This window comes from Marinovum sp. 2_MG-2023 (genome assembly GCF_030548265.1).
Taxonomy (GTDB): Bacteria; Pseudomonadota; Alphaproteobacteria; order Rhodobacterales; family Rhodobacteraceae; genus Marinovum.
This window is the reverse complement of record NZ_JAUOSD010000014.1, coordinates 44,133-70,044: the sequence shown is the minus strand read 5'-3', so window position 1 is coordinate 70,044 and position 25,912 is coordinate 44,133. Positions and strand designations below refer to the sequence as shown.

General features: G+C 60.0%; 31 protein-coding genes and 1 riboswitch. Of the genes, 17 read left to right on the top strand and 14 right to left on the bottom strand.

Features of this window, described 5'->3' with window-relative positions:
• Positions 1 to 113: 113 nt before the first annotated feature.
• Positions 114 to 734: a cation transporter gene (locus Q4577_RS15760; RefSeq protein ID WP_303470716.1), complete on the top strand. Its 621-nt coding sequence runs from the start codon at positions 114 to 116 to the stop codon at positions 732 to 734.
• A 5-nt stretch (positions 735 to 739) separates the two neighbouring features.
• Here Q4577_RS15760 and Q4577_RS15755 read toward each other — a convergent pair whose 3' ends face one another.
• The 5 genes from Q4577_RS15755 to Q4577_RS15735 form a co-directional block, all read right to left on the bottom strand.
• A complete protein-coding gene (locus tag Q4577_RS15755) occupies positions 740 to 1,114 on the bottom strand; it encodes a hypothetical protein (protein ID WP_303470713.1) in 375 nt (124 codons plus the stop codon).
• A 31-nt stretch (positions 1,115 to 1,145) separates the two neighbouring features.
• On the bottom strand, positions 1,146 to 1,607 hold the full coding sequence (locus Q4577_RS15750; protein ID WP_303470711.1) for a low molecular weight phosphatase family protein: 462 nt from the start codon (positions 1,605 to 1,607) through the stop codon (positions 1,146 to 1,148).
• Positions 1,608 to 1,611: 4 nt separating this feature from the next.
• Positions 1,612 to 2,091, bottom strand: coding sequence for a UPF0262 family protein (locus Q4577_RS15745; protein WP_244684928.1), 480 nt, complete (start codon positions 2,089 to 2,091; stop codon positions 1,612 to 1,614).
• An 85-nt stretch (positions 2,092 to 2,176) separates the two neighbouring features.
• Positions 2,177 to 3,478: a histidinol dehydrogenase gene (gene hisD, locus Q4577_RS15740; RefSeq protein ID WP_303470708.1), complete on the bottom strand. Its 1,302-nt coding sequence runs from the start codon at positions 3,476 to 3,478 to the stop codon at positions 2,177 to 2,179.
• Positions 3,479 to 3,572: 94 nt separating this feature from the next.
• The gene (locus Q4577_RS15735) at positions 3,573 to 3,872 is read right to left on the bottom strand and encodes a DUF2218 domain-containing protein (RefSeq protein ID WP_244684926.1); all 300 of its coding nucleotides are present in this window, start codon (positions 3,870 to 3,872) and stop codon (positions 3,573 to 3,575) included.
• A gap of 57 nt (positions 3,873 to 3,929) precedes the next feature.
• Between Q4577_RS15735 and Q4577_RS15730 the strand changes: the two genes are divergently transcribed.
• From Q4577_RS15730 to Q4577_RS15715, 4 genes are all read left to right on the top strand, one after another.
• Positions 3,930 to 4,241, top strand: a complete 312-nt coding sequence (locus Q4577_RS15730; protein WP_303470706.1) for a hypothetical protein — start codon at positions 3,930 to 3,932, stop codon at positions 4,239 to 4,241.
• Positions 4,238 to 5,149: a sugar ABC transporter substrate-binding protein gene (locus Q4577_RS15725; protein ID WP_244684922.1), complete on the top strand. Its 912-nt coding sequence runs from the start codon at positions 4,238 to 4,240 to the stop codon at positions 5,147 to 5,149. Before Q4577_RS15730 ends, Q4577_RS15725 begins: the two co-directional genes overlap by 4 nt.
• 87 nt (positions 5,150 to 5,236) lie before the next feature.
• A complete protein-coding gene (locus tag Q4577_RS15720; protein WP_303470702.1) occupies positions 5,237 to 6,349 on the top strand; it encodes an ABC transporter permease in 1,113 nt (370 codons plus the stop codon).
• A gap of 3 nt (positions 6,350 to 6,352) precedes the next feature.
• Positions 6,353 to 7,132, top strand: coding sequence for an ATP-binding cassette domain-containing protein (locus Q4577_RS15715; protein ID WP_244684911.1), 780 nt, complete (start codon positions 6,353 to 6,355; stop codon positions 7,130 to 7,132).
• Positions 7,133 to 7,311: 179 nt separating this feature from the next.
• Here the strand turns inward: Q4577_RS15715 and Q4577_RS15710 are convergent, their stop codons facing one another.
• Both Q4577_RS15710 and Q4577_RS15705 read right to left on the bottom strand, forming a co-directional pair.
• Complete coding sequence (locus tag Q4577_RS15710) at positions 7,312 to 8,016, bottom strand: hypothetical protein (RefSeq protein ID WP_244684908.1); 705 nt, start codon at positions 8,014 to 8,016, stop codon at positions 7,312 to 7,314.
• A 67-nt stretch (positions 8,017 to 8,083) separates the two neighbouring features.
• The gene (locus tag Q4577_RS15705) at positions 8,084 to 8,323 is read right to left on the bottom strand and encodes a hypothetical protein (RefSeq protein ID WP_303470697.1); all 240 of its coding nucleotides are present in this window, start codon (positions 8,321 to 8,323) and stop codon (positions 8,084 to 8,086) included.
• Between the two features lie 187 nt (positions 8,324 to 8,510).
• Between Q4577_RS15705 and Q4577_RS15700 the strand changes: the two genes are divergently transcribed.
• From Q4577_RS15700 to Q4577_RS15675, 6 genes are all read left to right on the top strand, one after another.
• A complete protein-coding gene (locus Q4577_RS15700; protein WP_303470695.1) occupies positions 8,511 to 8,978 on the top strand; it encodes a hypothetical protein in 468 nt (155 codons plus the stop codon).
• Positions 8,979 to 9,113: 135 nt separating this feature from the next.
• Positions 9,114 to 9,746 (top strand): ribonuclease HII, encoded by a 633-nt coding sequence (locus Q4577_RS15695; RefSeq protein WP_303470693.1) that lies wholly within the window; start codon positions 9,114 to 9,116, stop codon positions 9,744 to 9,746.
• Between the two features lie 89 nt (positions 9,747 to 9,835).
• On the top strand, positions 9,836 to 10,951 hold the full coding sequence (locus tag Q4577_RS15690) for a site-specific DNA-methyltransferase (RefSeq protein ID WP_244684900.1): 1,116 nt from the start codon (positions 9,836 to 9,838) through the stop codon (positions 10,949 to 10,951).
• A 246-nt stretch (positions 10,952 to 11,197) separates the two neighbouring features.
• Complete coding sequence (locus Q4577_RS15685) at positions 11,198 to 11,518, top strand: multidrug efflux SMR transporter (protein ID WP_244684898.1); 321 nt, start codon at positions 11,198 to 11,200, stop codon at positions 11,516 to 11,518.
• 104 nt (positions 11,519 to 11,622) lie between these two features.
• The gene (murJ, locus tag Q4577_RS15680) at positions 11,623 to 13,170 is read left to right on the top strand and encodes a murein biosynthesis integral membrane protein MurJ (RefSeq protein ID WP_303470687.1); all 1,548 of its coding nucleotides are present in this window, start codon (positions 11,623 to 11,625) and stop codon (positions 13,168 to 13,170) included.
• Positions 13,167 to 14,651, top strand: coding sequence for a phospholipase D family protein (locus tag Q4577_RS15675; protein ID WP_303470685.1), 1,485 nt, complete (start codon positions 13,167 to 13,169; stop codon positions 14,649 to 14,651). Before murJ ends, Q4577_RS15675 begins: the two co-directional genes overlap by 4 nt.
• A 113-nt stretch (positions 14,652 to 14,764) precedes the next feature.
• On the opposite strand, the gene Q4577_RS15670 is transcribed toward Q4577_RS15675, so the two are convergent.
• The 3 genes from Q4577_RS15670 to Q4577_RS15660 form a co-directional block, all read right to left on the bottom strand.
• Positions 14,765 to 15,790, bottom strand: coding sequence for a permease (locus tag Q4577_RS15670; RefSeq protein WP_303470682.1), 1,026 nt, complete (start codon positions 15,788 to 15,790; stop codon positions 14,765 to 14,767).
• Positions 15,783 to 16,094 carry a helix-turn-helix transcriptional regulator gene (locus tag Q4577_RS15665; RefSeq protein ID WP_244684883.1) on the bottom strand — a complete coding sequence of 104 codons (312 nt, stop codon included), beginning with the start codon at positions 16,092 to 16,094 and terminating at the stop codon, positions 15,783 to 15,785. The genes Q4577_RS15670 and Q4577_RS15665 overlap by 8 nt, the downstream gene beginning before the upstream one ends.
• Positions 16,095 to 16,218: 124 nt before the next feature.
• Complete coding sequence (locus Q4577_RS15660) at positions 16,219 to 16,902, bottom strand: rhomboid family intramembrane serine protease (protein WP_303470679.1); 684 nt, start codon at positions 16,900 to 16,902, stop codon at positions 16,219 to 16,221.
• Between the two features lie 94 nt (positions 16,903 to 16,996).
• Between Q4577_RS15660 and trpS the strand changes: the two genes are divergently transcribed.
• Positions 16,997 to 18,031 (top strand): tryptophan--tRNA ligase, encoded by a 1,035-nt coding sequence (trpS, locus tag Q4577_RS15655; RefSeq protein ID WP_303470677.1) that lies wholly within the window; start codon positions 16,997 to 16,999, stop codon positions 18,029 to 18,031.
• A gap of 71 nt (positions 18,032 to 18,102) precedes the next feature.
• Here trpS and Q4577_RS15650 read toward each other — a convergent pair whose 3' ends face one another.
• Positions 18,103 to 18,855, bottom strand: coding sequence for an SDR family NAD(P)-dependent oxidoreductase (locus tag Q4577_RS15650; protein ID WP_303470675.1), 753 nt, complete (start codon positions 18,853 to 18,855; stop codon positions 18,103 to 18,105).
• Between the two features lie 162 nt (positions 18,856 to 19,017).
• Positions 19,018 to 19,124: riboswitch (TPP riboswitch) on the top strand.
• A 9-nt stretch (positions 19,125 to 19,133) separates the two neighbouring features.
• On the opposite strand from Q4577_RS15650, the gene Q4577_RS15645 reads away from it, so the two are divergent.
• The 4 genes from Q4577_RS15645 to Q4577_RS15630 all read left to right on the top strand — a co-directional run bounded on the left by Q4577_RS15645 (position 19,134) and on the right by Q4577_RS15630 (position 22,257).
• Positions 19,134 to 19,727, top strand: coding sequence for a Ykof family thiamine-binding protein (locus tag Q4577_RS15645; protein ID WP_244684877.1), 594 nt, complete (start codon positions 19,134 to 19,136; stop codon positions 19,725 to 19,727).
• 61 nt (positions 19,728 to 19,788) lie between these two features.
• The gene (locus Q4577_RS15640; protein WP_303470673.1) at positions 19,789 to 20,556 is read left to right on the top strand and encodes an ABC transporter permease; all 768 of its coding nucleotides are present in this window, start codon (positions 19,789 to 19,791) and stop codon (positions 20,554 to 20,556) included.
• The gene (locus tag Q4577_RS15635) at positions 20,543 to 21,283 is read left to right on the top strand and encodes an ABC transporter ATP-binding protein (RefSeq protein WP_303470670.1); all 741 of its coding nucleotides are present in this window, start codon (positions 20,543 to 20,545) and stop codon (positions 21,281 to 21,283) included. Before Q4577_RS15640 ends, Q4577_RS15635 begins: the two co-directional genes overlap by 14 nt.
• Positions 21,280 to 22,257, top strand: a complete 978-nt coding sequence (locus Q4577_RS15630; RefSeq protein WP_303470666.1) for an ABC transporter substrate-binding protein — start codon at positions 21,280 to 21,282, stop codon at positions 22,255 to 22,257. Before Q4577_RS15635 ends, Q4577_RS15630 begins: the two co-directional genes overlap by 4 nt.
• Positions 22,258 to 22,471: 214 nt before the next feature.
• Here Q4577_RS15630 and Q4577_RS15625 read toward each other — a convergent pair whose 3' ends face one another.
• Positions 22,472 to 23,371: an AraC family transcriptional regulator gene (locus Q4577_RS15625; RefSeq protein ID WP_303470663.1), complete on the bottom strand. Its 900-nt coding sequence runs from the start codon at positions 23,369 to 23,371 to the stop codon at positions 22,472 to 22,474.
• A gap of 157 nt (positions 23,372 to 23,528) precedes the next feature.
• Between Q4577_RS15625 and Q4577_RS15620 the strand changes: the two genes are divergently transcribed.
• Entirely contained in the window at positions 23,529 to 24,476 is a 948-nt protein-coding gene (locus Q4577_RS15620) for an SDR family oxidoreductase (protein ID WP_303470661.1), read from the top strand.
• Positions 24,477 to 24,551: 75 nt separating this feature from the next.
• Here Q4577_RS15620 and Q4577_RS15615 read toward each other — a convergent pair whose 3' ends face one another.
• Together Q4577_RS15615 and Q4577_RS15610 are read right to left on the bottom strand one after the other, a co-directional pair.
• On the bottom strand, positions 24,552 to 25,226 hold the full coding sequence (locus Q4577_RS15615; RefSeq protein ID WP_244684865.1) for a flavin reductase family protein: 675 nt from the start codon (positions 25,224 to 25,226) through the stop codon (positions 24,552 to 24,554).
• Positions 25,223 to 25,912, bottom strand: coding sequence for a GntR family transcriptional regulator (locus Q4577_RS15610; RefSeq protein ID WP_303470658.1), 690 nt, complete (start codon positions 25,910 to 25,912; stop codon positions 25,223 to 25,225). The genes Q4577_RS15615 and Q4577_RS15610 overlap by 4 nt, the downstream gene beginning before the upstream one ends.

Sequence of the window (25,912 nt, the reverse complement as noted above, 5' to 3'; positions counted from 1 at the left end):
GACGAAACCGGGTGACTATCTTTTTGATCGAAAAAACGGGTCTGAAGCCTCTTGAACCTACAGCCCCTAGAGGGATTAGATTGCCTGTCGAGAGTAGATTCGAAGGAAAGACCATGGCAGGCTGTTGCGGGCACGATGCGAAATTCGATGGGGTATCGACGGATTACAAACGTCGGCTTTGGCTGGTGATTGCGATCAATGCCGCCATGTTTGTGGTCGAAATGACGGCTGGCCATTTTTCCGGGTCACAGGCGCTTCAGGCTGATGCGCTGGATTTTGCCGGGGATGCCTTGACCTATGGCATTTCGCTGGCGGTGATTGGCGCTTCTTTGCAAACCCGCAGTCTTGCGGCTTTGGGCAAGGGGATCAGCCTGTTGCTCATGGGGGTTTGGGTCATGGGGTCGACCCTGTATCAGGTCTTTGGCCCCGGGGTGCCGGATGCGCCGGTGATGGGGGTGGTCGGGGCAATGGCGCTGGCCGCCAATCTGATTTCGGTCATGATCCTGGTGAAATACAAGGACGGCGATGCCAATGTGCGCTCGGTCTGGCTCTGCTCGCGCAATGACGCCATTGGCAATGTCGCGGTTTTGTTCGCCGCGCTTGGCGTCTGGGGCACCTCCACCGGCTGGCCGGACTTGATCGTGGCCGGCATCATGGCGGCGCTTTTCCTCAGTTCGGCCTGGCAGATCCTGCATCAGGCCATGGCCGAGCGGCGGCAGCACAGCCATGCGTGATCAGGCTAGAGGTCGATCTCTTCCGGGGGATCTTTTCGATCTTGCGGAAGGTCCTCTTGCGGGGTCTTGCGGCGGATGATGATGTCACCGTTCGGCAGGACCTCGGGCGAGTGATAGGCGCTCCAGTCTTCGACCTCGGTCAATAGATCCCGCAGCGCAGGCCCCATATTCTCGGCAAAGCTGCGCAGTCCCGGCTCGACCTGATCGGCCATGCCTTCCAGTTCTTTCAGCGCAGGTTCCATTTCGTCCATCAGCCCCTGAAAGAACAACCTGGCCCCTTGTTCCATCAGGCTTTCGCCCTTGTCTGTCTCTTCCTGGGCAGAAAGGGACAGGGGCAACAGCGTCACGACGAATGCGGCGGCAAAAGCAATGTGTTTCATGCGTTCAATATAGGCGCAGTGCACAACAGTTTTAAGATCTGGCGCGATCCGCGCCCCAGGTGGCCTTGAGGCGGTCGACAATCTCGTCCCTCGTCTTGCGATAGGCCGCAAGCTTGTCCGTGCGATTTGTGCCGTGATCGGTGGGTTCGAAAACCGGCCAATAGTCGACTTTCAGGTGAAAACACCGCGTCAGCTCTTCCGCTTTGGCGCGGCTGAGCGGCGACAGGGCGACCACCAGATCGAAAGAGGACAGCGCCTCGCCCAGGTGTTCCATCTCGTCGAAGCTGCGGGACCGATGGCGATCAAGCTGCACACCGATTTCATTGCAGACACAGATGGCATAGCCGTCCACTTCGAGATCATTGCGCACGCCGACAGATTGCACATAGGTGCTTTGACCATAGAGCTTTTTCATGATCGCCTCGGCCATGGGCGAACGGACGGCATTGTGGTCACAGCAAAACAGAATGGATTGCGGCAGCGGCAGGGTCACGGGGTCAGCCTCCGAACTGTAGCACGCAGATCAGCGTGAACAGGCGCCGCGCGGTATCGGTGTCAACAATTGCCTTGCCTTCCAAACGCTCCTGCAAAATGCGTGCGCCTTCGTTGTGTATGCCGCGCCGCGCCATGTCGATTGTTTCGATCTGGCTGGCGGGCAGGGATTTGACCGCATCAAAATAGCTTTTGCAGATCTGGAAATAATCTTTGACCACTTGCCGGAACGGGCTGAGAGACAGGTGGAATTCCGCCACATCGCTGCGCTCTTCGGTGGTGACCGTAAACACCAGCCGCTTTTCCCGGATCGACAGATCGAGCCGATACGGACCCGGCGGCACCGCCCGGTCATCACGCAGGGGCAGGGAAAAAGAATTTTGCTCCATCAGGTCGAACATCGCGACCTTACGTTCCTGATCCACTTCTGGCGTCGGCGGTGGCAGGTTGGCATCGTCCAGATTGATCTCGATGATACAGCTCATCTTGCGGGCCTCGCTTGGCTGATGATTGACCTTGGGTAGCGGATTGATCCGCCTTGGGCAATCCATCCGCGCCTGTGATCCGCTCTTAGCCGTTCAGTTTGCGCAAACGGGCCGTGACCGACAGCCCATGTGCCTCCAGGCTTTCGGAATGTGCCAGCACCTCGGCCGATGGGCCGCAGGCGCGCAAAGCGTCCGGCGTGAACTGGGAAATGGTGGTGCGTTTCATGAAATCGAGCACCGAAAGCCCGGATGAGAACCGCGCCGAACGCGCCGTGGGCAGAACATGATTTGGCCCGCCGACATAGTCGCCGATCGCTTCGGGCGTCCATTGGCCTAGAAAAATCGCCCCCGCATGGGTGACTTTCTGGCTGAGCGACACCGGGTCCGCGACACAAAGTTCAAGATGTTCGGGCGCGATCCGATCCGACAGGCGCGCGGCTTCGTCCAGGGTATCCACGGTGATCACCGCGCCAAAATCCCGCCAGCTGGCCCCCGCAATGGCGCGCCGGTCCAACGTTTCCAGACGTTTTTCGACCGCTGCCGCCACCGCGCGGCCAAAATCGGCATCATCGGTGATCAAAAGCGATTGCGCGCTTTCGTCATGTTCAGCTTGGCTCATCAGATCCAGCGCAATCCAGTCGGGATCGTTATCCCGGTCGGCGATCACCAGAATTTCCGACGGACCGGCAATCATGTCGATGCCAACCTTGCCAAACACCCGGCGCTTTGCCGCCGCAACAAAGGCATTGCCGGGGCCGGTAATCTTGTCCACCGGGGCGATGGTTTCGGTGCCATAGGCCAGGGCCGCAATCGCCTGGGCGCCGCCGATCCGATAGATCTCATCCACCCCGGCAATTTTTGCCGCCAGCAACACCAATGGGTTCACCGCCCCATCCGGGGTTGGCACCGTGATCGCCAATCGGCCCACGCCCGCGACCTTGGCCGGGATGGCGTTCATCAACACCGACGACGGATAAGACGCGAGACCACCCGGCACATAAAGCCCGGCAGCAGAGACCGGCGACCAGCGCCAGCCAAGCGTCGCGCCCGCGGCATCGGTCCATTGTTGATCTTCGGGCAATTGGCGGCTGTGATAGGCGCGGATGCGGTCGGCCGCGAGTTGCAGCGCTGCACGCTCAGCGTCGCCGACACGGGCGCAATGCTCTTCGATTTCATCGGGGGTAAAGGCCAGCTGATCCGCCCGGATCGCCATGCGATCAAACTTTTCCGTCAGTGCCAGCACCGCCGCATCGCCGCGCGCGCGCACATCGGCAATGATGCCTGCAACCACGTCATCGACATCGGGGCTGTCTTCGCGTTTGGCCGCGAGCAAGGTGGCAAACTGCGTCTCGAAATCGGCATCGCGGGTGGACAAAAAGACGGGCATGGCGGGCTCCTGCAACAATGGCAGAGACATAGACCGCCGCGCCCGCAGGCTCAAGCCATGCGAAGGGCCACCGGCACCGCAAGGGCGCCCGTTATCAAGCCTGTGACCACGTCATGTTCTGAAAATCCTCGCGGAAGGCGAAGCGCACAAGATGTTTGTCGATCACCTCTGGCGCGCGGTCCAGACCCTCGGTGTCGCCGCCCGGAATCTGAACGACAAGGCGGCTGTCATCCGCGGCGAGGGTCACGCGGCCAAAGCCAAAATCCAATGTGCCGCTGGTGTCGTCAAAGCTGGTCGGGATCTTGTGGCCGAAATGTTTGCACAATTGTTGCAGGTACTTGCTGGCATTTGGGGTTTCATAAACCCCGGTCTGCGCTGGGAGTGTCTGGGTCATATCTTATTTCCTACTATTTTTATCGACTATATCTATCCCCCGGGCCCAAAAAAATCAATGCCCCTGCTTGAAAGAGGTTCGCGCCACCGGGATTGGCCCCCGCCGGATGAGCGCCGCCGCAAGAAAATATTTTTCAACTTGATTGAAATATTGAACTGCTGCAACAATTCGGAACGCCGGGATTCTTTTGATCACGGCCACAAAGAAGGAGTTCTCAACCTGGGGTATCGCCCCGTTCGAAGAGGGACGCAAAACGGCCCACACTTCATCCAGTTGCGCGGGGAGGAACGCGCAATTGGCAAAATGGACGGATCGAAAACGACCCGCAGGTCAGAGAAACCTAAAATTTCCAGGGAGGAAAACACATGAAAAAGACAGTGATCGCCGCATTGGCGGCGTCGATGGTAGCGCTACCCGTTGTGGCGGAACGCTATGTCGTCATCACCCACACCCAAGGCACAGACCCGTTCTGGCCCGTTGTGGAAAAAGGCGCGCGTGACGCCGGCGCGGCAATCGGGGCCGATATCGAATATAACTATGACCCCTCGGGTGACATGTCTGGCATGGCCAAGCTGATCGAGGCCGCCTCGGCCACGCAGCCCGACGGCATCATCACATCGCTGCCGGACGCCGACGCCCTGGGCGGCGCAATCAAGGAAGCCGTCGATTCGGGTGTGCCGGTCATCACGATGAATTCCGGTCTGGAATCTTCCAAAGCCGTGGGCGCGTTGATGCATGTCGGCCAGCCGGAACGCGATGCGGGCCTTGCGGCCGGTGAACGCGCCAAGGCCGAAGGCGTGACCAAGGGTCTTTGCCTGAACCAAGAAGCCTATAACACCGCGCTGGTCGACCGCTGCACCGGGTATTTTGATGCCATGGGGGCCGATCTGAACCAGATTGACGTGTCCAATGACCCGGCCCAGATCAAGACCCGCACCGCCGCCGCGCTGCAGGCAGACCCGGACATCGACGGTCTTCTGGCGGTTGGCCCGCATGTCTGTGAAGCGGCCTATGCCGCCGTCGAAGAAGTGGGCGCCGACATTCACCTGGCGTGTTTTGACATGTCGCCCGGCGTGATCAACCTGATCAAAGACGGCAAGGTGTCCTACACCATCGACCAGCAACAATATCTGCAAGGCTTCATGCCGGTCATGGTTCTGCACCTCTACAACAACTACGCCGGGATGCTGCCGGGTGCCAATATTCCCTCCGGCCCCGGGTTCGTCGATGCGTCCAACGCCGCAAACGTCGAGGCCGAAGCAGGCATCAATCGCTGATCCCATGCGTGGCATGTGAATAAATCGCAGCCGGGGCTTTGGTCCCGGCTGTGCTATTTTTGGGCATATCTTGGGAGGGATACATTCATGTCCGACAGAAGCGAAGCGGACCGACGACAACAGGAATCAAGGCTGCAACGGCTGATCCGCCGCCCCGAAGCCGGGGCCATGGTGGTGATGATCGTGGCCATCGTTTCGATCACCGTCGCCTCGAACGGCAATGCGTTGAACGCGCTGGGGATCAAGAACAACCTGGCGATCATTGCGCAATTCGGCATCATTGCCACCGGCGCGGCGATGCTGATGATTGCCGGCGAATTTGACCTGTCCATCGGATCAATGATCGGATTTTCCGGCATGTCGATTGCGATGATGCTGAAATGGGGCCTGCCCTTTGGTCTGGGCGCGGCCACGCCGTTCAGCGCGTTTTTCATCACGCTTGCCATGACATTGGCGCTGGGGTGGCTGATCGGCACGATTGTGGTGCGATCCGGCCTGTCGAGTTTCATCGTGTCACTGGCGTTCCTGTTCTTCTTGCGCGGCACAACAGAGGTCTGTTTCCGCCTGATCAACCAATCGACCCAGATTTCCGGGTTGGAGGATTTCAAGGAAACCAGCTGGTTCGCCGATATCTTTGGCGGCGAGGCATTTGGGTTTCTCTATGACATCGCGTTCCAGCTGGGGTTCAACCTCAACCGGCGGGGCGAACAATGGGTCACCGGTGTCGATGCCCGTGTGGTGTGGTGGATCGTGATTGCCGGGGCGGCCTATATCATCCTGTCGCGCACGCAGCTGGGCAACTGGATCTTTGCCACCGGCGATAACAAGGACGCCGCCCGCGCCAATGGCGTGCCGGTGAACCGGGTCAAGGTTGGTCTGTTCATGTTCACCGCCTTTTGCGCCACCATTTTCGCGGCCTGTCAGGTGTTTGACACCAATACCGCTGACGCCGCCAAGGGCAATCTGATGGAGCTGAACGCCATCGCCATCGCGGTTGTGGGCGGCACGTTGATGACCGGCGGCTTTGGTTCGGTGATCGGGGTTGTGTTCGGGGCGGTCACCTTTGGCCTTGTGGCCAATGCGGTGTTCTACATCCCGTGGCTGGATGGATCCTGGTATCGTGTTTTTGTCGGCGTGGTGCTTTTGGCCGCCGTGTTCGCCAACGAACGCATCCGCAAACGTATCACCGGGGGGATTTGACCCATGGCTGAACCATATCTCAAGGTCGAAGGCATCGTAAAGAAATTCGGCCCCTTCACGGCGCTGAACGGTGTGAGCCTGGATGTCTATCCCGGAGAGGTGCATGCGCTTCTGGGCGACAACGGTGCGGGGAAATCGACGCTGATCAAGACATTGGCCGGGGTGCATGAACCCACCGCAGGCCAGATCTATGTCGAGGGCAAACCGGTCAAATTCCGCAGCCCCCGCGACGCCAGCAGTGCCGGGATTGGCACGGTGTATCAGGATCTGGCGGTGAACCCGTTGATCAGTGTCACCCGAAACTTCTTTATGGGGCGCGAATTGTTGCGCGGCCCCAAGGGGATCGGGCTTCTGCGCATGGACGAGATGGACAAGATCGCCCATGACGAGATGCTGAAAATCGGCATCGACATCTCTGATCCGCAACAGGCGGTCGGCACCATGTCCGGCGGCCAGCGCCAGACGCTGGCGATTGCGCGGGCGATCTATTTCGGGGCCAAGGTGCTGATCCTGGACGAGCCGACATCGGCGCTGGGCCAGAAACAGCAGATGGAAGTGCTGAAAACCATGATGCGGGTGCGCAAACGTGGGGACATCGCCATCATCTTTATCACCCACAACGAAATCCATTCCCAGCTGGTGGCGGACCGCTATACGTTTCTGGCACTGGGTCAGGTGATCGGCGCGGGCAAGGCCGGCGAGCTGGAGCATGACGAGATCCGCCGCCTGATGGCCGGTGGCGCGGAAATGGCCGATCTGGAGCAGGAGCTTTCGGGCATCTGAACCGGCTCATTTGAACCGGCTCAGTTTGAAATATCACCCGGCTGGCACATTGCTGGCCGGGTTTTTCATTGGTCGCCGTGGAATGGCGGCACGGTCCCGGACGTGATCCGGGACCTCCTTAAAATCTGGCTGACAGCCCGGGTTGAGGTCCCGGATCATGTCCGGGACTGCGGTCTGCGCTACAAGACCCGTATGACATCCTTGCCCACCGACAGCATATATCCGCGCCGGGCGATGTTTTTGACCAACAGCTCGCTCACCAATTGGTTGCCCAACCCATCGCGCAGCCGTTTGATTCGCGTCGCCCCCGAAGCTTCTTCGCAATCGGATTCGGATTTGCCGGAAATCATCGCCTCGATCTGAACCCCGGTCAGCACATCGTCATCCATCCGCGCCTCTGCCAGCACACAGAGTGTTTCCATCGCCGCATCTGTCAGTTTGAACCCCATGTTGTTGAGGTAAACCGCGCGCTCTTCGCGGCTGATCATCAAGGAGGACACCTGAATCCCCGACTTTTCAATCTGTGCCATCCGGCGGTTCATGGCAATCAGCATCACCAGAAACACCAAAGCCGCGATCAAAAGCGCGGTGGCGAACACCAGCAACACGAAAATCACCATGCGATAAGATGTCAGCGTTTCGGAAAACGCCGTGCCAGAGAGCGCAAGGATTTCCAGAAGTTTGATTTCCGCATCGCTGTTCAACGCGTCGTTTTCGACGAAAATCCGTTCAACCCGCGCATTGAACGCATTGGCGTCCGGCAGGTTCAGAAACAAGAAGACCGCCGCCAGCAACAGGATCACCACAATGGCGGCCACGCCGATTTGCACCACCCGGTTGCCCGAGCGGCGCACATCGGCGGCGAATTCTTCGATGTCGTTCATGGGGTCCCCCGCGATCACGGCTCTTGGTTGGCATGACGCACCATGTCGGGCGCAAGGTCAACAGAGCCTAGCCCTGACCGACCGAAACCACCTTGAGCAGTGTCAGTCCGCGTTGGGCCAACATGGCCCGCAGCTGCGTTTGCGCATTGGCCTTGGTGCAGGGGCCGTTGATCTGGGCGGTGTCGAAAAACAGCGCCAGCGGGTTGTCCCGCTTGGCCTTGTATTCCGCAACACAGGCCGCATCGGCCAGGGCCGGTGTCAGGCCAATCGCCACCGCCAGCGTGAGATATGTGAGCATTTTCATCATGGCTTCACCCTGCCCGCATTGCCGATGTTTTTCAATAACAACAGGGGGTTTACAGGCGTGTTATCCAATAACAACGCCCTGTTATTGCCTGTCTTGCGGCGCCGGGGCCAGGGTTGGTGCATCGCTGGTCCGGCACAGTACCGGGTCATTCATAAAATCCAGGAGTTCACGCAGAAAGGACTTTTCAATGTCGCGTAAATTCATTTCCACCATCATGGCCGCCGCCGTTGCCCTCACCTCTTTTTCGGCTGTGCCCGCCGCTGCCGAAAATCGGAATTTTGAGAAATTCGTCATCGGCGCAGGCACCTTGTTGCTGTTGCACGAACTGGCAAACCACAAGATGCAGAAACAGCACAACACGCACAGCCAAGACTACAAGAAGCACCACGACAAGAAATATGGGCAGAAATACGGGAAGAAATACGGCAAAAAACGTCTGGCGCCGGTGCCTGGATATTGTCTGACCCGGATCCAGACCCGCCATGGATCCGAGCGTATTCTTTCGTCACGCTGTTTGAACCGCAACTATCGCCACGCCGAATATCTGCCGCGGTCCTGCAAAGTGTCGATCAAGACCTGGAGACATGGTCACAAGGTGACACGCAACGGCTACAAGCCCCGCTGCCTGCGGTCCAAAGGTTTCCGCATCACCTGACGCCCAGCGCGCAGCATTCAGTCGAGCAGAGGTGCGGGCAGTACGCCCCTGATGTCCGCACCACGCCCGAGCGCCCCGATCCGGGCGCTCGGTTTTTTGCTTGCCAGAGGCGATCAACCGCGCCACTTCAAGCGGATGACATATCCAGATTACAGCTTTGAAGACATGGCCCACACCGAAGGATTTGCCCGTATCGCCGGCGTTGACGAGGTCGGCCGCGGCCCATTGGCGGGGCCCGTTGTCGCCGCGGCTGTGGTGTTTGACCCCGGAAACATTCCCAAAGGATTGAATGATTCCAAAAAGTTAAGCGAAAAGCGGCGCGACGCGATATTGGCCGAAATCGAAGCCAGCGCAGAGATTGGCATCGGCGAAGCCACGGTCGAAGAGATTGATACCCACAATATCCTGCGCGCCAGTCACATTGCCATGTGCCGTGCGATTGCCGCCCTGCCCCATGCGCCGGACTATGTGTTGATTGATGGCAATATGGTGCCCCGCGACCTTTGCTTGCCTGCGCGCACCATTGTCAAAGGTGACAGCCGATCAGTGTCGATCGCGGCGGCCTCAATTGTGGCGAAAATCAGGCGAGATTGTGTCATGCGGGATTTGGCGCAACACTTTCCCGGATATGGCTGGGAACGAAACGCAGGTTACCCGACGAAAAGCCATAAAGAGGCGCTGATACATTTGGGGGTGACCCCACACCATAGACGTTCGTTCAAACCTGTACACAACATCTTGTATCAAGACAAAAACTTAACCCCTTGATTCAAAAAAGAAATTGACCGCGAATCAGCTTTGACTCATCCTGTCAGCAACCAATGAGTGCGATAACGCACCGGGGACAGAGGCAGAAAATGAAGACAATGACCAAAGCAAAGAGCGCTCAGGCGCTCCCTCTTAATACGATTCTATCTGGTGACTGCATCGATGTGATGAACAGTTTGCCGGCGGCGTCGGTCGATCTGATTTTCGCCGACCCGCCCTATAATCTTCAGCTGAAGGGCGACCTGCACCGCCCTGACAATTCCCGCGTTGACGCTGTCGACGACCATTGGGATCAATTTTCCTCTTTTGCCGCCTATGACAGGTTTACCCAAGACTGGCTCAAAGCGGCGCGCCGATTGCTCAAACCCAATGGGGCGATCTGGGTAATCGGCTCTTATCACAACATCTTTCGGGTTGGGGCCGCGTTGCAAAACGAAGGCTACTGGATCCTGAATGATGTGATCTGGCGCAAGGCCAACCCAATGCCGAATTTCCGCGGCAAGCGGTTCACCAACGCGCATGAAACCATGATCTGGGCCTCCAAGGAAGAAGGCGCAAAATACACCTTCAACTATGAGGCGCTGAAATCGCTGAACGAAGGCATCCAGATGCGCAGCGACTGGGTTCTGCCGATCTGCAACGGCGGCGAGCGGCTAAAGGACGAGGCTGGTGAAAAGGCCCATCCAACGCAAAAACCGCAATCCCTGTTGCATCGCGTTCTGGTCGGGTCGACCAACCCGGGCGATGTTGTGCTTGATCCGTTTTTCGGCACTGGCACCACCGGCGCCGTGGCCAAAATGCTGGGCCGTGATTTCATCGGCATCGAACGCGAAGCCGCCTATCGCAAGGTCGCTGAAAAGCGGTTGAGCAAGATCCGCAAATTTGACCGCGAGGTGTTGGAAGTATCCACATCGAAACGCGCGGCCCCACGGGTGCCCTTTGGCCAATTGGTCGAACGCGGCATGTTGCGCCCGGGCGAGGAGCTGTATTCGATCAACAAACGCCACAAGGCCAAGGTGCGCGCTGACGGCACGTTGATCGGTGGCGATGTCCGCGGCTCGATCCATCAGGTCGGCGCCGCATTGGAAGGCGCGCCATCCTGCAATGGCTGGACCTATTGGCATATCAAACGCGAAGGCAAAACCGTGCCGATCGACGTGTTCCGCCAACAGATCCGGGCCGAAATGGGTCATCGTCCGAACTGACGCGCCCACACCACCACGACAAAAGATCCCTTAAAAACAAACGGCACACCGCCGGTGCCGCGCGCTATGCGCTGGCACCAACTTGCCCCGCCTTGCCTGGCGGGGCTTTTTTGCGTTTGCGGTTGGCAACACACCCAAAAATCCCTAATTAAGGGGCCAGAGGCCACGTCCTCGCCCCGGATCTTGATCGTGATCCTGAGGAGGCATGTCCGGGACGGCCCGGCGGTTGAACCAAAGGGGGCTTTGATGGCCTGGATTTATCTTTTCATTGCTGGCTTGCTGGAAATCGGCTGGGTTTATTCGATGAAGCTGTCGTTTGGCTTCACGCGCCTCTGGCCCAGTCTGGCCACGGTCGGCTTCATGATCGGCAGTTTCGGCTTGCTGGCGCTGGCCATTCGCGTTTTGCCGATGGGCACCGCCTATATGATCTGGACCGGAATTGGCGCTTTGGGGGCCTTTATCCTTGGGATTGCGCTGCTTGGCGAACCGGTGACCGGCCTGCGGGTGGCGGCGGCGGCGCTGATCTTTGCCGGTTTGATCCTAATGAAACTGTCGTCAAGCGCCTAGCCCCTGTGCGCGCAGCTGTATTTGTCAGGTCGGGGCCGCCGCCCCTTCCGCCGCAACAGCCAATAGGCTAAGCCGGTCCCATGCGCGCAAGGACCGGCTGACACATGAAACCCATCCGTTTGATTTCCGGCATCTTTACCGTCGGCCTCTGGACCTTGATGAGCCGGGTTCTGGGCGTCGCGCGCGAGGTGATGATCCTCGGGCTGGTTGGCCCCGGCCCGGTGATGGATGCCTTTGTTGCGGCCTTTCGTCTGCCCAATATGTTTCGCCGGTTCTTTGCCGAAGGCGCGTTCAATGCCGCCTTTGTGCCGATGTTTTCCAAACGGCTGGAGGCCGGTGAAAACCCGGATGGCTTTGCCTCGGAAGCGATGTCGGGACTGGCCTTTGTCCTTTTGTGTTTGACGGGTCTGGCGCTGGTCTTCATGCCGGTGCTGGTCTGGGCCACGGCGGGGGGATTTTCCGGCAATGAACGCTTTGATCTGACGGTGGATTTCGGCCGGATCGTATTTCCCTATATCCTGTTCATTTCCTTGGCGGCGCTTTGCTCTGGCATGTTGAATGCCGCTGGCCATTTTGCCGCCGCCGCCGCCGCGCCGGTGCTGTTGAACGTCTTTGTGCTGGTCACGATGGGCATTGCTGCGCTGGTGGACGGGCCAATTGCCCAGGTGCTGATCTGGACCGTGCCATTTTCCGGGATCGCCCAGCTGGCGCTGGTCTGGGTGGCGGTGCGCCGCGCCGGGTTCCGGTTGCAATGGCAGCGCCCGCGCCTGACACCCGACATGAAACGTCTGGCCATCGTTGCCCTGCCCGCGGCGCTGGCCGGCGGCGTGATGCAGATCAACCTGCTGGTCGGCCAGCAGGTGGCCTCGCATTTTGCCAATGCAGTTGGCTGGCTCTATGCGGCGGACCGGCTCTATCAATTGCCCCTGGGTGTGGTGGGGATTGCGGTCGGGATTGTCCTTTTGCCGGATCTGTCCCGCCGCCTGAAGGCCGCAGACGACACAGGAGCACGCGAAGCCCTGTCGCGCGCCGGTGAAATATCTCTGGCCCTGACCCTACCCTGTGCGGTGGCCTTGGTGGTGATCCCGCTGCCGTTGGTATCGGTCCTGTTCGAACGCGGCGCCACAGGCCCCGACGACAGCGCCGCCATCGCCGTCGCGGTGGCCATCTATGGCCTCGGCCTGCCCGCCTTTGTGTTGCAAAAACTACTGCAACCGCTGTTTTTCGCCCGCGAAGACACCCGCAGCCCGTTCCGCTATGCGCTTTGGGCGATGGCGATCAATGCGGTGATTGCGATCGGCCTGTCTTATGCTTTGGGCTGGATCGCCCCGGCGATTGCCACGTCGCTGGCGGGATGGGCGATGGTGGTCCTTCTGGCGGTCGGCGCGCGCCGGTTTGGCGACACCGCCCGGTTCGATGCCCGGTTCCGCCGCCGCATCTGGCGGATCATCGCCGCATCTCTGGCCATGGGGCTGGTGCTCTGGGGGCTGAATGCGGCACTTGGGCGCTATCTGGTGATGGACTACATCCGCTATCCGGCACTGGCCGCGCTGATCCTGCTCGGCTCGCTGGCCTATTTCATCTTTGGCCAGGTGTTTGGCGCCTTCAGCTTGCACGAACTAAAGAGCACACTACGTCGGCGCAGATCATGACAGACACCACACCCATCACCCCATTGATCACCGCCGCCCAGGCCTTTCCCGCGCTGGAGCGGCTGGTGGATGAGGCCGAACACAAGGTCTGGATGTCCTTCCGCATCTTTGATCCGCGCACCCGACTGCGCGATCCGGGGCTGCGCGACCGTGGGCTCGACACCTGGGCCGATCTGCTGGCCGATGTCACCGCACGGGGCGTTGCCCTCCGGGTCTTGCTGGCCGATTTCGACCCGATCTTTGCCCCGGATCTGCATCAAAACTCCTGGCGGGCCGTGCGCCATTTGCAACGCTGCGTATCAGGCGACGCCCAGATCCTCTGCGCCCCGCATGGCCAAAGCGCCGGCCTGTTCTGGCGGCTGGCGATGCGCGACCGGCTGCAAAAACGTCTGGCGGAAATGCGCACGCAAGACCCCGATGATCTGACACCGGTGGAACGGGCCGCTCTGCGCGGGACCAATCACCTGCGCCCGGTCACCATCCATCAGAAATTCGCCGTGGTCGATGACCAGTCCTGTATCATTGGCGGATTGGACATCAATGAACGCCGCTTTGATACCCCCGACCATGACCGCAATCCCGAAGACACCTGGCACGACGTATCGGTCCGCGCCGATGGCGCATTTTGCCGTGATCTCGCCGCGCATTTCGCCGACAGCTGGAACGCCGCGCGCAACTGCACGCCCCCGGTGAACGACGACGCAACACCGTTACAGCCACCCCAAACCCAGCCGCATTCCGGCCCTCGTCTGCTGCGGACATTGTCAATTGCCTGCCCGGGACTGACCCGATTGGGCCCCCGCCCGAAAATCCGCGAAAACGAAACCGCCGTGATTGAGGCAATCCAAAGCGCCCGCGCCAGCCTCTATATTGAAACGCAGTTCCTCCGCCACCGCCCGGTGATCGACGCGTTGGTCCGGGCAGCGGACCACCGCGACCTGAACCTGATCCTGATCTTGCCCCCCTTCGCCGAGCGCGTGTTGTTTGGCGGCGACGACGGCTGGGATGCCCGCCACGCCCATGCCCTGCAAATGCGCGGATTGATCCGGCTGGAACGCGCCTATGGTGCACGCACGGCCATCATCGCCCCGGCGCAACCCTATCCCGCAGACCCCGACAGCCCGCAAATCCACGGCGCCGGGCCGGTCTATGTCCATTCCAAGGTCACATTGGTCGACGACCGGATCGGCATTGTCGGCTCTGCCAATCTGAACGGCCGCTCGCTGCGCTGGGATACCGAAGCCTCCATCGCCTTTGACGGCAAGGCAGAAATCAGCGCCCTGCGGCAGCAACTGGCGCAAAAATGGCTGGGCAAGGACCAGACCGGCGACCCATCAAAGGCCGCCACATGGACCGCACAAGCCACAAGAAATGCGGCCCTGCCCGCAAGAGAACGCAGAGGCTTTGTCTTGCCGTACCCGCTGGAAAAACTGCGCCGTTTCTCCCGCCTGCTGCCGATCCTGCCAAACGACATGTTCTAACCACCGGCGGGCTTCTTCTCTTTTGAAATACGCCGGGGGTTTTGAGGGGGCTGGCCCCCTCAAGGCCTGCGTGGCCTGAACGCAAATCCAACCTGTGCGCCCCGGCGCGCCGCTTAATAAAGCGTGCCAAAGACCAAGCCGGCAAAAATCGCGCCGCTGACCCCCAGTCCGAGATAGGTGAAAAACACCCGTGGCTTCACCAGCGACCAGACCGCCGCCATGGCCGGCACCGAACTGACCGCGCCGGCAATCATGAACGCCATTGCTGCGCCGGATGTCATGCCTTGCTCCACCAGCCCCGCCAAAAGCGGCGGCGCAACATAAGAGTTGAGATAGGCCGGCATCCCCACAAAGGCCGCGATCACCACCGGAACAACACCGTCGCCGCCAACCAATCGCACAATCACATCAGCGGGCACATAGGTGACCAAAAGCGCCTCAAGCACATAGGCCAGCGCCAGCCATTTCGCCAGGAACACTATGTTCTCGATCATCTGTGCCCGGAATTCGCCGCGCCGTTTTTCTTCGGTCCAGAACTTCCATACCGGGCGTCCCTCCAACGGATTTGGCCCACAACCACAGCCCGCAGATTTGCGCGGCCGCAACACATCGCCAAATGCGCCGGCCCCGACCATTGCCCGGACGGCAAAGCCACCAAACAGACCCAGGCCCACCGCGACAATCGCCTTTCCCACCGCAAACGGCCATCCAAGGGCAGCAGCGGTGATCAGCAATGTGGGCGGATCAATCAGCGGCGAGGACAGCCAGAACGCCATGACCGCAGACAGCGGCGCGCCCAGCGCCAAAAGCCCGGCGATAAAGGGAATGACCTCACAGGAACAAAACGGGGCAAGCCCGCCAAACAGCGCCGCCATGAAGATCGCCTGGGTCTCGCGGCCTTCAAACGCACGGGCGATCATCGCTTCGGCCCCGGCGGCCTTGAGATAGGCAATCAACAGCACAGCAAAGAGGATAAAGGGCAAGGTGCCAAGAAACGCCCGCAGCGCGAATTCCACAACTGGAACGAACTGCCCCGGATCCAGCAGCGCCACACACAACGGAACGATCACCACAACCGTCCACGGGGTCTTCAACCCGTTCACCAGATCGCGTTTCGGCGATTGCGTCAGATCAGCCATTGTTCGCCGCCTTTCTGGTTTCATCCGCACAGCATTCACACAGAATGAATTGTGCAAGCTGTTCCAATTGCGCGTAATCGGCGCGGTTTATCACCATGCGGCCATCACGCTGTTGATCAATAAGCGCCGCACCCGCCAGAAATTTCAGGTGATGCGCCAGCGTGGATGGCGCGATCCCGGTCCGGTCCTGAAGATCCGATACCGTCAGGCCGCTTTCGCCCGCACGGATCAAGATGCGCAGCACTTGCAATCTGGCTTCAGATCCCATCGCGGCAAATCCTGCCGCCGCTTGTTCCCAGTTCATCCAAAATCCCCATTGATTCGATAAAACTAGTTTTATGGTTTTGATTGACCACGGTCAAGCCTCCGCCCGAACCGGCGGTCCAACAGATCTGAAAAGCGGCTCTGTGCTGTCTAGGGTCCTGACCCTAGCGCCGGATACGCGCCAGAAACGCCGACCAGCCCCCGGGCGCCAGCAATATCGACATGGCAAATCCGCCCACAAATCCGGCAAAATCAGCGGCCCATGTGCTGTCAGCGCCATAAAGCAGGCTGAACACCAGCCGGATCGCCAGCAACATGCCGATCAAGGAAAACGCGCGCATCTGCTGCCCGCCCTCGGCACCCAATTGCCGCCAAAGCAGAAGGGTAAAGCCGCCGATAATGCCATAGACCCCCGGAAAGCCGCCGATCAGCGGCACGGGATCATTCAAAACCGCGCCATAAAACACCGCGCCGATGATGGATGACCCAAGAAACAGCACCAGCACCCGAACGCCGCCCATGACCTCGCCCACCCATTTGCCCAGCGCCAGCAACATGACACTGACAAACAGCGCATGACTGAAATTGGCCTGAAGGAACGGATAGCTGACAAAACGGATCATATGTTCCAGCGGGAACACCCCATTGGCCAGCATCCAGTCGAATATGTCACCGGAGAAGGCATATGTGCGCACCGCATCCAGCCGCCAGCCGACCGCAGTCGGCCCGCCGACAAAGCCCTGCGCGCCCGCCTGAAACGTCAATTCAATCCCGGCAATCACCAGAAACAGCGCCACAATGACCGGCGGCAAGGGGTTGATCGGCGGCTGGTTCATCGGATCGTGCATGGGCATCCCTGCGGTCTGGCTGGGCCTTCACCTTGACGACCCTCTGGTGCATGGGTAAGCGCAGAACAATCGGAAATCCAGACGGAGAAACCCCATGACAGAGGGCGTCCAAACCCCATCTGCCTTTACCCCCCGCGTCTTTTCGGGGATTCAGCCTTCGGGCAACCTGCATCTTGGCAATTATCTTGGCGCGCTGAAGCGCTTTGCCGACAGTCAGGACGATGGCGTGCAATCAATTTTCTGCATGGTCGACATGCATGCGATCACCGTCTGGCAAGACCCCAATGATCTGCGCCATGCCACCCGCGAACTGGCCGCCGGGTTCATTGCGTCGGGTATCGACCCGGAAAAATCCATCCTGTTCAACCAGTCGCAAGTGTCTGCACATGCCCAATTGGCGTGGGTTTTCAACTGTGTGGCGCGCATGGGCTGGATGAAGCGCATGACCCAGTGGAAGGACAAGGCCGGCAAGAATCAGGAAAACGCATCGCTGGGGCTTTTGGCCTATCCTGCGCTGATGGCCGCCGACATTCTTGTTTACCACGCGACGCATGTGCCGGTGGGCGAGGACCAGAAACAGCATCTGGAACTGACGCGTGACATCGCGATCAAGTTCAACAATGATTTTGGCGTCGATTTCTTTCCGATCCCGGAACCGGTGATCGAAGGTGCCGCAACCCGGGTGATGAGCCTGCGGGACGGCACAAAAAAGATGTCGAAATCCGATCCTTCGGACGCCAGCCGGATCAATCTGACCGATGATGCCGACACGATTGCGAAAAAGATCCGCAAGGCCAAGACCGACCCCGAGGCGCTGCCAAGCGAGGCCAAAGGTCTGGAAGACCGGGCCGAGGCGCGCAATCTGGTCAACATCTATGCGGCGCTGAATGACCAAAGCGTCGATCAGGTGCTGGGTGATGTCGGCGGCAAGCAGTTTTCGGAATTCAAACCGATGCTGGCTGATTTGGCGGTGGCGAAACTGGCGCCGATTTCGACCGAGATGTCGCGGCTTATGGATGACCTGCCGGAAATCGACCGCATCCTTGGTCATGGCGCCGGTCGCGCGCGCGACATTGCGTCGCCGATCCTGGACAAGACCTATGACATCCTCGGCATGGTGCGCAGCTAGGCCGGAACCAAACAAAAGCCGCGGGGCACATCCACGCCCCGCGGCCAATGCAATCTGACTTTCACGCCCCGCTATTTCGCCGTCATGCGCAGTGCACCATCCAGGCGGATCACCTCGCCGTTCAGCATGGGGTTTGCGAAAATTGCCGCCACCAGCTCGGCGAATTCCGACGCCTTCCCAAGCCGCGCCGGAAACGGCACCTTGGCCCCCAGAGAGTCCTGCACCTCTTGTGGTAGACCGGCCATCATCGGCGTTTCAAAGATACCCGGCGCAATAGCCATCACCCGAATGCCCGAGCGCGCCAATTCACGTGCGGCCGGCAAAGTGAGGCTGACAACACCCCCCTTGGAGGCCGCATAAGCCGCCTGTCCGATCTGGCCGTCAAAGGCCGCAATCGAGGCGGTATTGATGATCACACCGCGTTCGCCCTCGTGGCCGGCATCGCCGCCCGCCATTGCTTCGGCGGCCAGCCGCATGGTGTTGAACGTGCCAATCAGATTGATCGAAACCGCCTTGGAAAACAGCGCCAGATCATGCGCGCCGTCGCGGCCGACGATCTTCTGTCCCGGCGCGATCCCGGCGCAATTGACCAGACCATGCAGCGCGCCAAATCGGCTTTTGGCGGTTTCGATCGCCGCAGCCACCTGATCGGGCGCGGTCACATCGGCCTTGACCAGCGCAAATCTGTCGTGCTGCGGCGCGCCGTCGGTGGCAATGTCGATCCCCACCACATTGGCCCCATCCGCCAACAGGCGCGCGGCCACACCCGCGCCCAGCCCGGAATTGGCCCCGGTGACCAAGATTGTCTTGCCTTCGATGTCCATAACATCCTCCCACGTCTTTCCCCCTGATCGGTAGGGCCGCAGGGCATGGCAGACAATGATATTTGAGGTCCAAAATCTGATCTCAAATGCCATATCCGGCCCAAGGCTGCCCCCCGGACAAACAGCGCTTGACATGGCCGGCGATGCAATGAATGTTGCACGCGAAATAGCCAGGGGTGTCCCGAACGGGGCTGAGATGCGCGACGATGCGTGAACCCTCCACAGCTGATCTGGATCATACCAGCGGAGCGAGGTCACATATGTTTATAGGCGCGCAAGTGTCACTCTACCCGATGACGTCCGATTTTGTCGATGTCATCCTGTCCGGGCTCAAGGCCTTTACCCCATATCAACAGGATCTTCGGATCGAGACCGACGATATGTCGACGCTTATGGTCGGCGCGCCGGGGCCGTTGTTCGACGCGATCCGCGATCTGTTTGCGACGGTTGCTGCCCAGCCGGATCATGTCGCGATGCATGTCACCCTGTCGCGCGGCTGTCCCGGGGAACCGGATGACCCCTCTTGTCATTGCGAGACGCTGACCAAGGCACAATCGCTGTCATTGGCAGAGCGCCAGACATTGGCCCATCAGGCCGTGACCGATGCCCCGGTCACCGGGGTCGAGATTGATGTGCAGTTCTCGCTCTATGTCTTGGGCCAGGATGGCCATATGGACGAGATTTATGGCTGCATCGACTTTCTGAAAGGTTCTGGCACCTTTTTGAAATCCAAGAATTTCTGCACCCGTCTGCGCGGTGACGCCGGCGCCGTGTTCGAGGTTCTGCGGCAGGCTTTCCTGCGGTTTGGCCCAGCCGAGGGCCATGTCACCATTGACATGACCGCCTCTGCCAACTCCCCCAGCCTGCGCTGAACGCACCGACCCGCCGCCCTGCACAGGATGCAGGGGCGCGGTCCTGCGACCGGAGACACCAATGTCGTTTCTGAAACGGAGCTTTCCGACCGTTCTTATTGCGCTGGCGTTGCTGTCAGCCTGGGAGGTCTATTGCGCCCGCGCGGCGGTGTCGCCGCTGGTGTTGCCGGCGCCGCATGATGTGCTGCGCGGCCTGTGGTTGAACCGGGCCGACATCGGCAGCCATGCACTGGCCACCCTGACGGTGACCGCAACCGGGTTCAGCCTGTCGGTGCTGGTGGCATTTGCCACTTCGGTCGCCTTGTATTTCCTGCCCTGGCTGCGCCGTGGGGCGATGCCGTTGCTGGTGGCCAGCCAAACGGTGCCGATCGTGGCGCTGGCGCCGCTTATGGTGTTGTGGTTCGGCTTCGGGCTGTTGCCAAAGGTATTGCTGGTCATCCTCGTGACGTTTTTCCCGATGCTGGTCAGCCTGCTGTCGGGATATGCCCGGCTGCCGCTGGCCTATCGGGATCAATTGGTGTCCATGGGCGCAGGACAATGGAGCGTGTTTCGCCGCGCGACCCTGCCCGTGGCGCGGCCGGCCTTCTTTGCCGGGCTGCGCATTTCGGCGACCTATGCGGTGGTGGCCGCCATCTTTGCAGAATATTCAGGCGCGCGGCGCGGTCTTGGGATTTATATCCTGTCGGCAAAGAACAACTTTCGCGCCGATCTGGTGCTGGCCGCCGTTGTCGTTTCTGCCTGTCTGACCTTGTTGTTGCTTGCGCTCTTGCACGGGGTCGACCGGGCCACCGGGCGCCGTTTCCGGAGGGACAACGATGCTACAGGTTGAAGGGCTGACCATCGCCGCAGCGGACACCCAATTGGTGCAGAATCTGTCACTGGAATTGGCGGAGGGCCAAATCACCTGCCTGATCGGCCCTTCTGGCTGTGGCAAATCATCGGTGGTGAAATGGCTGGCCGGGGTCCTGCCACCGACGCTGACCGCACAGGGTCGCGCCCGGCTGGATGGCAGCGCCCTGACCCCGCCGCATCCAAGCATTGCCTATCAGCCGCAGCAGGACACGCTGTTTCCCTGGCTGACCATCGCCGAAAACGCGGCCCTCGGGCTGGAAATCGCCGGGGTTCATCGCCGCGACGCACAGGCGCGCATCGCGCCGTTGTTGCCCGCATTCGGGCTGGACGGCACGGCGCAGCTGTTTCCCGACCAGCTGTCCGGCGGCATGCGACAGCGCGCGGCGTTTTTGCGAACGATTGTACAGGACAGCCGATTTGTGCTGTTGGACGAACCTTTTTCCGCGCTTGACGCTGTGACCCGCCTGAAAATGCAGGACTGGCTCTGCCAACAACTCGCGCGGACCCCGCGCGGCGTGTTGATGGTGACCCACGACCTCTATGAGGCGACGCAATTGGCGGATCGCGTCCTTGTCATGGGGGGTAATCCCGGCCGGATTTTGGCCGACCTGCCCATTCCCTCGCCCCGCGACACCCGAACCGAGGCCAACCTGGCCCCGATGCGGGTCTCGCTCAGATCCCTTTTGTTGGAGAAGACACCATGAAACCCATTCTGCTTGCTGCCTGCCTTGCGCTGCCCGCCGCCGCCCATGCCGAAGACAAGGTGAGCATTGCGCTCGACTGGACCTTGAACACCAACCACATCGGGCTGATCGTGGCCCGGGATCAAGGTCTTTACAAAGATGCTGGGCTGGAGGTGGATATCCTGCCATATACCGACAGCACCTCTACCGCGTTGCTGGCCGCGAAGGTCACGGAATTCGCTTACATGACCTCGCTTGGATTTCTGAGCGCGCGGGCAGCAGAGGCCGACATCACCGCGCTCTGGGCGACGATGCAGCACGAAACCGGGCGGCTGGTCTATAACAGCGCCAACACCGCCATCACCCGCCCTGCGGATCTGACGGGCAAGATCTATGCCGGGTTTGGCAGCGCATGGGAAGGCGCGCTGATTTCCACCATGATCGAAACCGATGGCGGCGAGCCCACATATGACACGGTGACATTGGGCACCGGCGCCTATGAGGCGCTGGCCAACGGCGCCGTTGATTTCACGCTGGAGGTTTCGACCTGGGAAGGGGTGAACAGCGTCTTGCTCGGGCGGGAACAGAGCAGTTTCGCCTATACCGATTACGGCGTGCCGGATCAGCAAAACGGCTATATCGGCACCACAACCGAGATTCTGGCCGACCGCCCCGACATGGTTGCGCGTTTCATGAAGGCCACTCAGGCGGGATATGCCTGGGCGGCGGACAACCCGGCAGCGGCCGCCGACATGTTGATCGCGGCTGGCGATTTTCCGAACGGCGAGCTGGTGCAAGGCTCGATGCAGGCGATTGCCGATGGCGGTTTCCTGCGCGACGGGGACACGCCGGTCGGCACAATCAATATGACGACCTTTGGCACCATGGCGAAATTCCTCTTTGACAGTGGTGTGTTGAAGGGGCCGGGCGGCACGGCGCTGGAATGGACCGGCGATATTGAAAGCTGGGTCGATCAATCCTGGATGGCGCACTAAGCTTTCAGGCTTAGCCGCGCATCACCGCTGGGTCGCATGGACCTGCGCGGCGCGGGTCACAGGCGGCACAATGACTGGCACCCCAAAGCTTTGATGCCGGAACCTGTGGCCTACCCCCACGGCCCGCCAAGACAATTTGGCGTGCCGTTTGCTTTACCGGGGCAATACAACGGTCAAACCGCCCCCCCCGGCACCACAAAGAGACTGGCCCGCCTTACGCCAATCCCACCGCATGATGCTGCGCATCGCTCCACTGCCGCGGCGATTGCCCATACATACGCTTGAACTCTCGGCTGAACTGCGACGGGCTGACGTAGCCGACATTCAGCGCCGCTTCGGTCACCGTCACGCCACCGGCAATTTTCATGGCAGCATTGTTCAGTCGCATGGATTTCACGAACTGGATCGGCGACATCGTTGTCGCCTGTTTGAATTTGCGGTGAAACACCGCGCGGCTCATGCCTGCACGGGCGGCCATATCCTCTATCGAGATTGGCGTATCCAGATTGGACGACAGATGCGCAATGGACCGGGCAATGGCATTTCCGGGGCCAAACGCCTGACGCGCCAGGGGGCCGGCCTCGCCTTTGAGGATGGCATAATAAACTTCGCGCAGCCGCGCCGCACCAAGCACCGCCGTATCTGTCTGGCTTTCCCCCAGCTGCAAAAGCCGCAGCAGCGCATCACAAAATGTCTCGTCCCAGCGGGCAAGCCAAACCCCCTGTTTTCCCGGCGCGCCCCGGCCAGATGGCAGCCCCCCGGCGCTGTCCATTTCCAGAATCAATTCGGTCATGATCCGTTGATCAAGCGACAGATACACACCGTAAAGCGGCCTGTCCGGCGAGGCATCCGGCGTGCCCGCCGTCACCGGCATCGACATCGGGCAGCACATGTATCGGCTGTCATCATACACATAGCGCTCGCCATCCAGAACTGCCTCCTTGGTTCCGCTCACAATGGCAATGACACTGGGTTCGTACACCGCAGGGGCACAGGGAATGGCAGCGGTGGCGCGAAACAGCCTGACCCCGCTGACGCCGGTTTCCATCAGGCCATCCGCATGAATGCGGTTTTCGATCAGCTGTTTTATCTGCGGTTTTGTCATGAGGGTCATTTAGGGCCATGCATTTGGACAAAACAACCCGGTTGATACAATCGGGCAAGTATTCGCGATGATCCTGGCTATTTTCCATCCATCGCGACATTTAGATCCCTGATCAGAACAGCAACCATTTGCGCGGCCACTGGCCGTCGCTGGAAGGATCAGGATCATGACAGACACCCAATTTGGCCCCAAGGGCTGGACGCCAGACCGCCTCGGCTCGCTTGCGGGCAAAACCTATTTGATCACCGGTGCCAATGCCGGTGCAGGGTTTCAGGCCGCCCGTATCCTGCTGGCCAAAGGTGCGCAGGTGGTGATGCTGAACCGCAGCGCCGAAAAATCTTCCGCTGCTGTCGACGATCTGAAACAGGAATTCGGCGCAAAGGCCGATGTGCGTTTCATTCGCATGGATCTGGCTGAATTGGCCAGCGTGCGCGCCGCCGCGGCAGAGGTGCTGGCGACCGTGCCGCGCATTGACGCCCTGATCTGTAACGCCGCCATCGCGCAGGTGCCGACACAGAAGTTCACCAAAGATGGTTTCGAAAGCCAGCTGGGCACCAACCATTATGGTCATTTTGTCCTCTGCGGCATGCTGTTTGATCGCATCGACGAAAGCGCCGGCCGCATCGTGGTTGTTGCCAGCCTTGGCTACAAGATGGGGCTGCGGACCATTCAGTTCGACGATATGAACTGGGACAAGGCCTATCGCGCCAATCCCGCCTATAGCCAAAGCAAGCTGGCGCAGATGATGTTCGCCTATGAGCTGCAAGACCGGATCGCAGCGGCAGGAAAACGCGTGCGCGTCTTTGTCTGTCACCCCGGATCTTCCGCGACCTCGTTGATCCGCACAAGCGGCAGCCTGACCTCGCGCCTCGTATTCGGGCTTATGTCGCTGTCGCCAATGGTGCAATCCGCCGAAAAGGGCGCCTATCCAGAAGTCATGTGCGCCACCGAAGACGGGCTGAAGCCCAAGGCATTATATGGCCCCACAGGACGGATGGAATGGGTCGGCCCGGTGGGCCAAGGCACGTTGGAAGCCTTTGCGCATGACAAGGCCGTGACGGTAAAGCTTTGGGATCGTTCGGAAAAAGAAACCGGCTTTACCTGGCAGATTTGACCGGAACGCGCGGGCGGCAGCGGCGGTGAAAGATTGGGCAAACCCCGATCTTTCCTGCCATCCACCGCCCCAGCGTCATGCGCCGCCAGAGGCGGTGCGGACCGCAAGGTTTTTCAGAATATCCTCGGCGGATGGCGTCGGCAGATCAAAATAATCCATTGTCCCGGCATAGCCATTGCCACCCATCCGACCAAGCGCATCAAGCTTTTCGTGGTCGGAATAATAGGATTCGGGATCAATCACATCCTCGCGGATATGCGCCCGCACGATCCGGCCAAGAATGATCTCGCGCGCGGAACTGACCGAGATCCCCAGATACCGTTCGCATTCAAAGGCCACCGGCGCCTCGGCGATGCGCGGGCACTTGACGTGATCCCCCGGCACAGCCGTCAACCCGGCCATGGCCAGTTCATCGACCTCGGGCTCAAACCCGGCGGCGGTGACGGCCATGGCCTCGACATTTACCCGGTCCACAATGTTGACGGTAAAGCATTCCGTCATGCGGATGTTATAGGCCGTGTCCTTGAAGCCACGGTCCGGTTTGTTTTCGACGCCCAGCGCCAAAATCGGCGGATCGGCGGACAGACAGTTGAAAAACGAATAGGGCGCCGCATTCACCACGCCATCGGGCGAAATCGTCGTGACCCAGGCAATGGGGCGCGGCACGATGGTTCCGATCATGACCTTATAGGCCTCTCGCGGGGACAGATCCGCAAAGTCAAAGGCATGATAGCCGTCTTTCAAGGTCATTGGACAAGTTCCTTGCCGTAGTGTGAGAGGATGGATTGGATACTATCTGACTGGGGTGCCAGGTCCGCACGGTCGACGACAGCGCCCAGATGATGTTCCATGATGTCGATGGCGCGATCGGGGTCGCCGACGCGGATCGCATTGATGATCTGTGAATGTTCATCCACGGCGCAATCGGACGAATGGCTGCGGGCATAAAGCGACATGATCAGGGAACAGCGCAGAACCACCTCAGAGATATAGCGCGTCAGCACCGGGTTTCCGGTCAATTCGGCCAGCAAGACATGAAATTCACCTGCCAGACGAATCGACACCGGGCCGTCCTTGCCCCTGACGGTTTGCTCCTGTCGCACGTGCGCTTCGAGCCGATCATAGCCGCTTTTCGGCATCCGCGCACAAAGCAGACGAATAACGTCATTTTCCAGGCATCTGCGCACCTCGAACACATGCTGCGCCTCTTCTTTTGACGGCTCGGCGACAAAAGCCCCGCGATTGCGCCGGGTCACAACCAGCCCTTCGTGTTCCAGCCGGACAAGCGCATGACGCACGATCGTGCGAGAAACACCGAACTGTTCGCCGACGGTATCCTCCGGCAGCCGCATCCCCGGCTTCAAGGCTTGTTCGATGATTGCCTTGCGAAGCAGGTCATGAACCGCGTCGGTCAGGGTGGTCTTGGTGTCACTCAT

Coding starts and splice junctions, on each gene's coding strand:
- Q4577_RS15760 (WP_303470716.1), top strand. CDS start 114: ATGGCAGGCTGTTGCGGGCACGATGCGAAATTCGATGGGGTATCGACG.
- Q4577_RS15725 (WP_244684922.1), top strand. CDS start 4,238: ATGAAAAAGACAGTGATCGCCGCATTGGCGGCGTCGATGGTAGCGCTA.
- Q4577_RS15625 (WP_303470663.1), bottom strand. CDS start 23,371: ATGACCCTCATGACAAAACCGCAGATAAAACAGCTGATCGAAAACCGC.
- trpS (WP_303470677.1), top strand. CDS start 16,997: ATGACAGAGGGCGTCCAAACCCCATCTGCCTTTACCCCCCGCGTCTTT.
- Q4577_RS15690 (WP_244684900.1), top strand. CDS start 9,836: ATGAAGACAATGACCAAAGCAAAGAGCGCTCAGGCGCTCCCTCTTAAT.
- Q4577_RS15620 (WP_303470661.1), top strand. CDS start 23,529: ATGACAGACACCCAATTTGGCCCCAAGGGCTGGACGCCAGACCGCCTC.
- Q4577_RS15660 (WP_303470679.1), bottom strand. CDS start 16,902: ATGCACGATCCGATGAACCAGCCGCCGATCAACCCCTTGCCGCCGGTC.
- Q4577_RS15685 (WP_244684898.1), top strand. CDS start 11,198: ATGGCCTGGATTTATCTTTTCATTGCTGGCTTGCTGGAAATCGGCTGG.
- Q4577_RS15720 (WP_303470702.1), top strand. CDS start 5,237: ATGTCCGACAGAAGCGAAGCGGACCGACGACAACAGGAATCAAGGCTG.
- Q4577_RS15675 (WP_303470685.1), top strand. CDS start 13,167: ATGACAGACACCACACCCATCACCCCATTGATCACCGCCGCCCAGGCC.
- Q4577_RS15730 (WP_303470706.1), top strand. CDS start 3,930: ATGCCCCTGCTTGAAAGAGGTTCGCGCCACCGGGATTGGCCCCCGCCG.
- Q4577_RS15610 (WP_303470658.1), bottom strand. CDS start 25,912: ATGAGTGACACCAAGACCACCCTGACCGACGCGGTTCATGACCTGCTT.
- Q4577_RS15670 (WP_303470682.1), bottom strand. CDS start 15,790: ATGGCTGATCTGACGCAATCGCCGAAACGCGATCTGGTGAACGGGTTG.
- Q4577_RS15735 (WP_244684926.1), bottom strand. CDS start 3,872: ATGACCCAGACACTCCCAGCGCAGACCGGGGTTTATGAAACCCCAAAT.
- Q4577_RS15745 (WP_244684928.1), bottom strand. CDS start 2,091: ATGAGCTGTATCATCGAGATCAATCTGGACGATGCCAACCTGCCACCG.
- murJ (WP_303470687.1), top strand. CDS start 11,623: ATGAAACCCATCCGTTTGATTTCCGGCATCTTTACCGTCGGCCTCTGG.
- Q4577_RS15665 (WP_244684883.1), bottom strand. CDS start 16,094: ATGAACTGGGAACAAGCGGCGGCAGGATTTGCCGCGATGGGATCTGAA.
- Q4577_RS15650 (WP_303470675.1), bottom strand. CDS start 18,855: ATGGACATCGAAGGCAAGACAATCTTGGTCACCGGGGCCAATTCCGGG.
- Q4577_RS15630 (WP_303470666.1), top strand. CDS start 21,280: ATGAAACCCATTCTGCTTGCTGCCTGCCTTGCGCTGCCCGCCGCCGCC.
- Q4577_RS15695 (WP_303470693.1), top strand. CDS start 9,114: ATGACATATCCAGATTACAGCTTTGAAGACATGGCCCACACCGAAGGA.
- Q4577_RS15705 (WP_303470697.1), bottom strand. CDS start 8,323: ATGATGAAAATGCTCACATATCTCACGCTGGCGGTGGCGATTGGCCTG.
- Q4577_RS15700 (WP_303470695.1), top strand. CDS start 8,511: ATGTCGCGTAAATTCATTTCCACCATCATGGCCGCCGCCGTTGCCCTC.
- hisD (WP_303470708.1), bottom strand. CDS start 3,478: ATGCCCGTCTTTTTGTCCACCCGCGATGCCGATTTCGAGACGCAGTTT.
- Q4577_RS15615 (WP_244684865.1), bottom strand. CDS start 25,226: ATGACCTTGAAAGACGGCTATCATGCCTTTGACTTTGCGGATCTGTCC.
- Q4577_RS15635 (WP_303470670.1), top strand. CDS start 20,543: ATGCTACAGGTTGAAGGGCTGACCATCGCCGCAGCGGACACCCAATTG.
- Q4577_RS15710 (WP_244684908.1), bottom strand. CDS start 8,016: ATGAACGACATCGAAGAATTCGCCGCCGATGTGCGCCGCTCGGGCAAC.
- Q4577_RS15755 (WP_303470713.1), bottom strand. CDS start 1,114: ATGAAACACATTGCTTTTGCCGCCGCATTCGTCGTGACGCTGTTGCCC.
- Q4577_RS15640 (WP_303470673.1), top strand. CDS start 19,789: ATGTCGTTTCTGAAACGGAGCTTTCCGACCGTTCTTATTGCGCTGGCG.
- Q4577_RS15715 (WP_244684911.1), top strand. CDS start 6,353: ATGGCTGAACCATATCTCAAGGTCGAAGGCATCGTAAAGAAATTCGGC.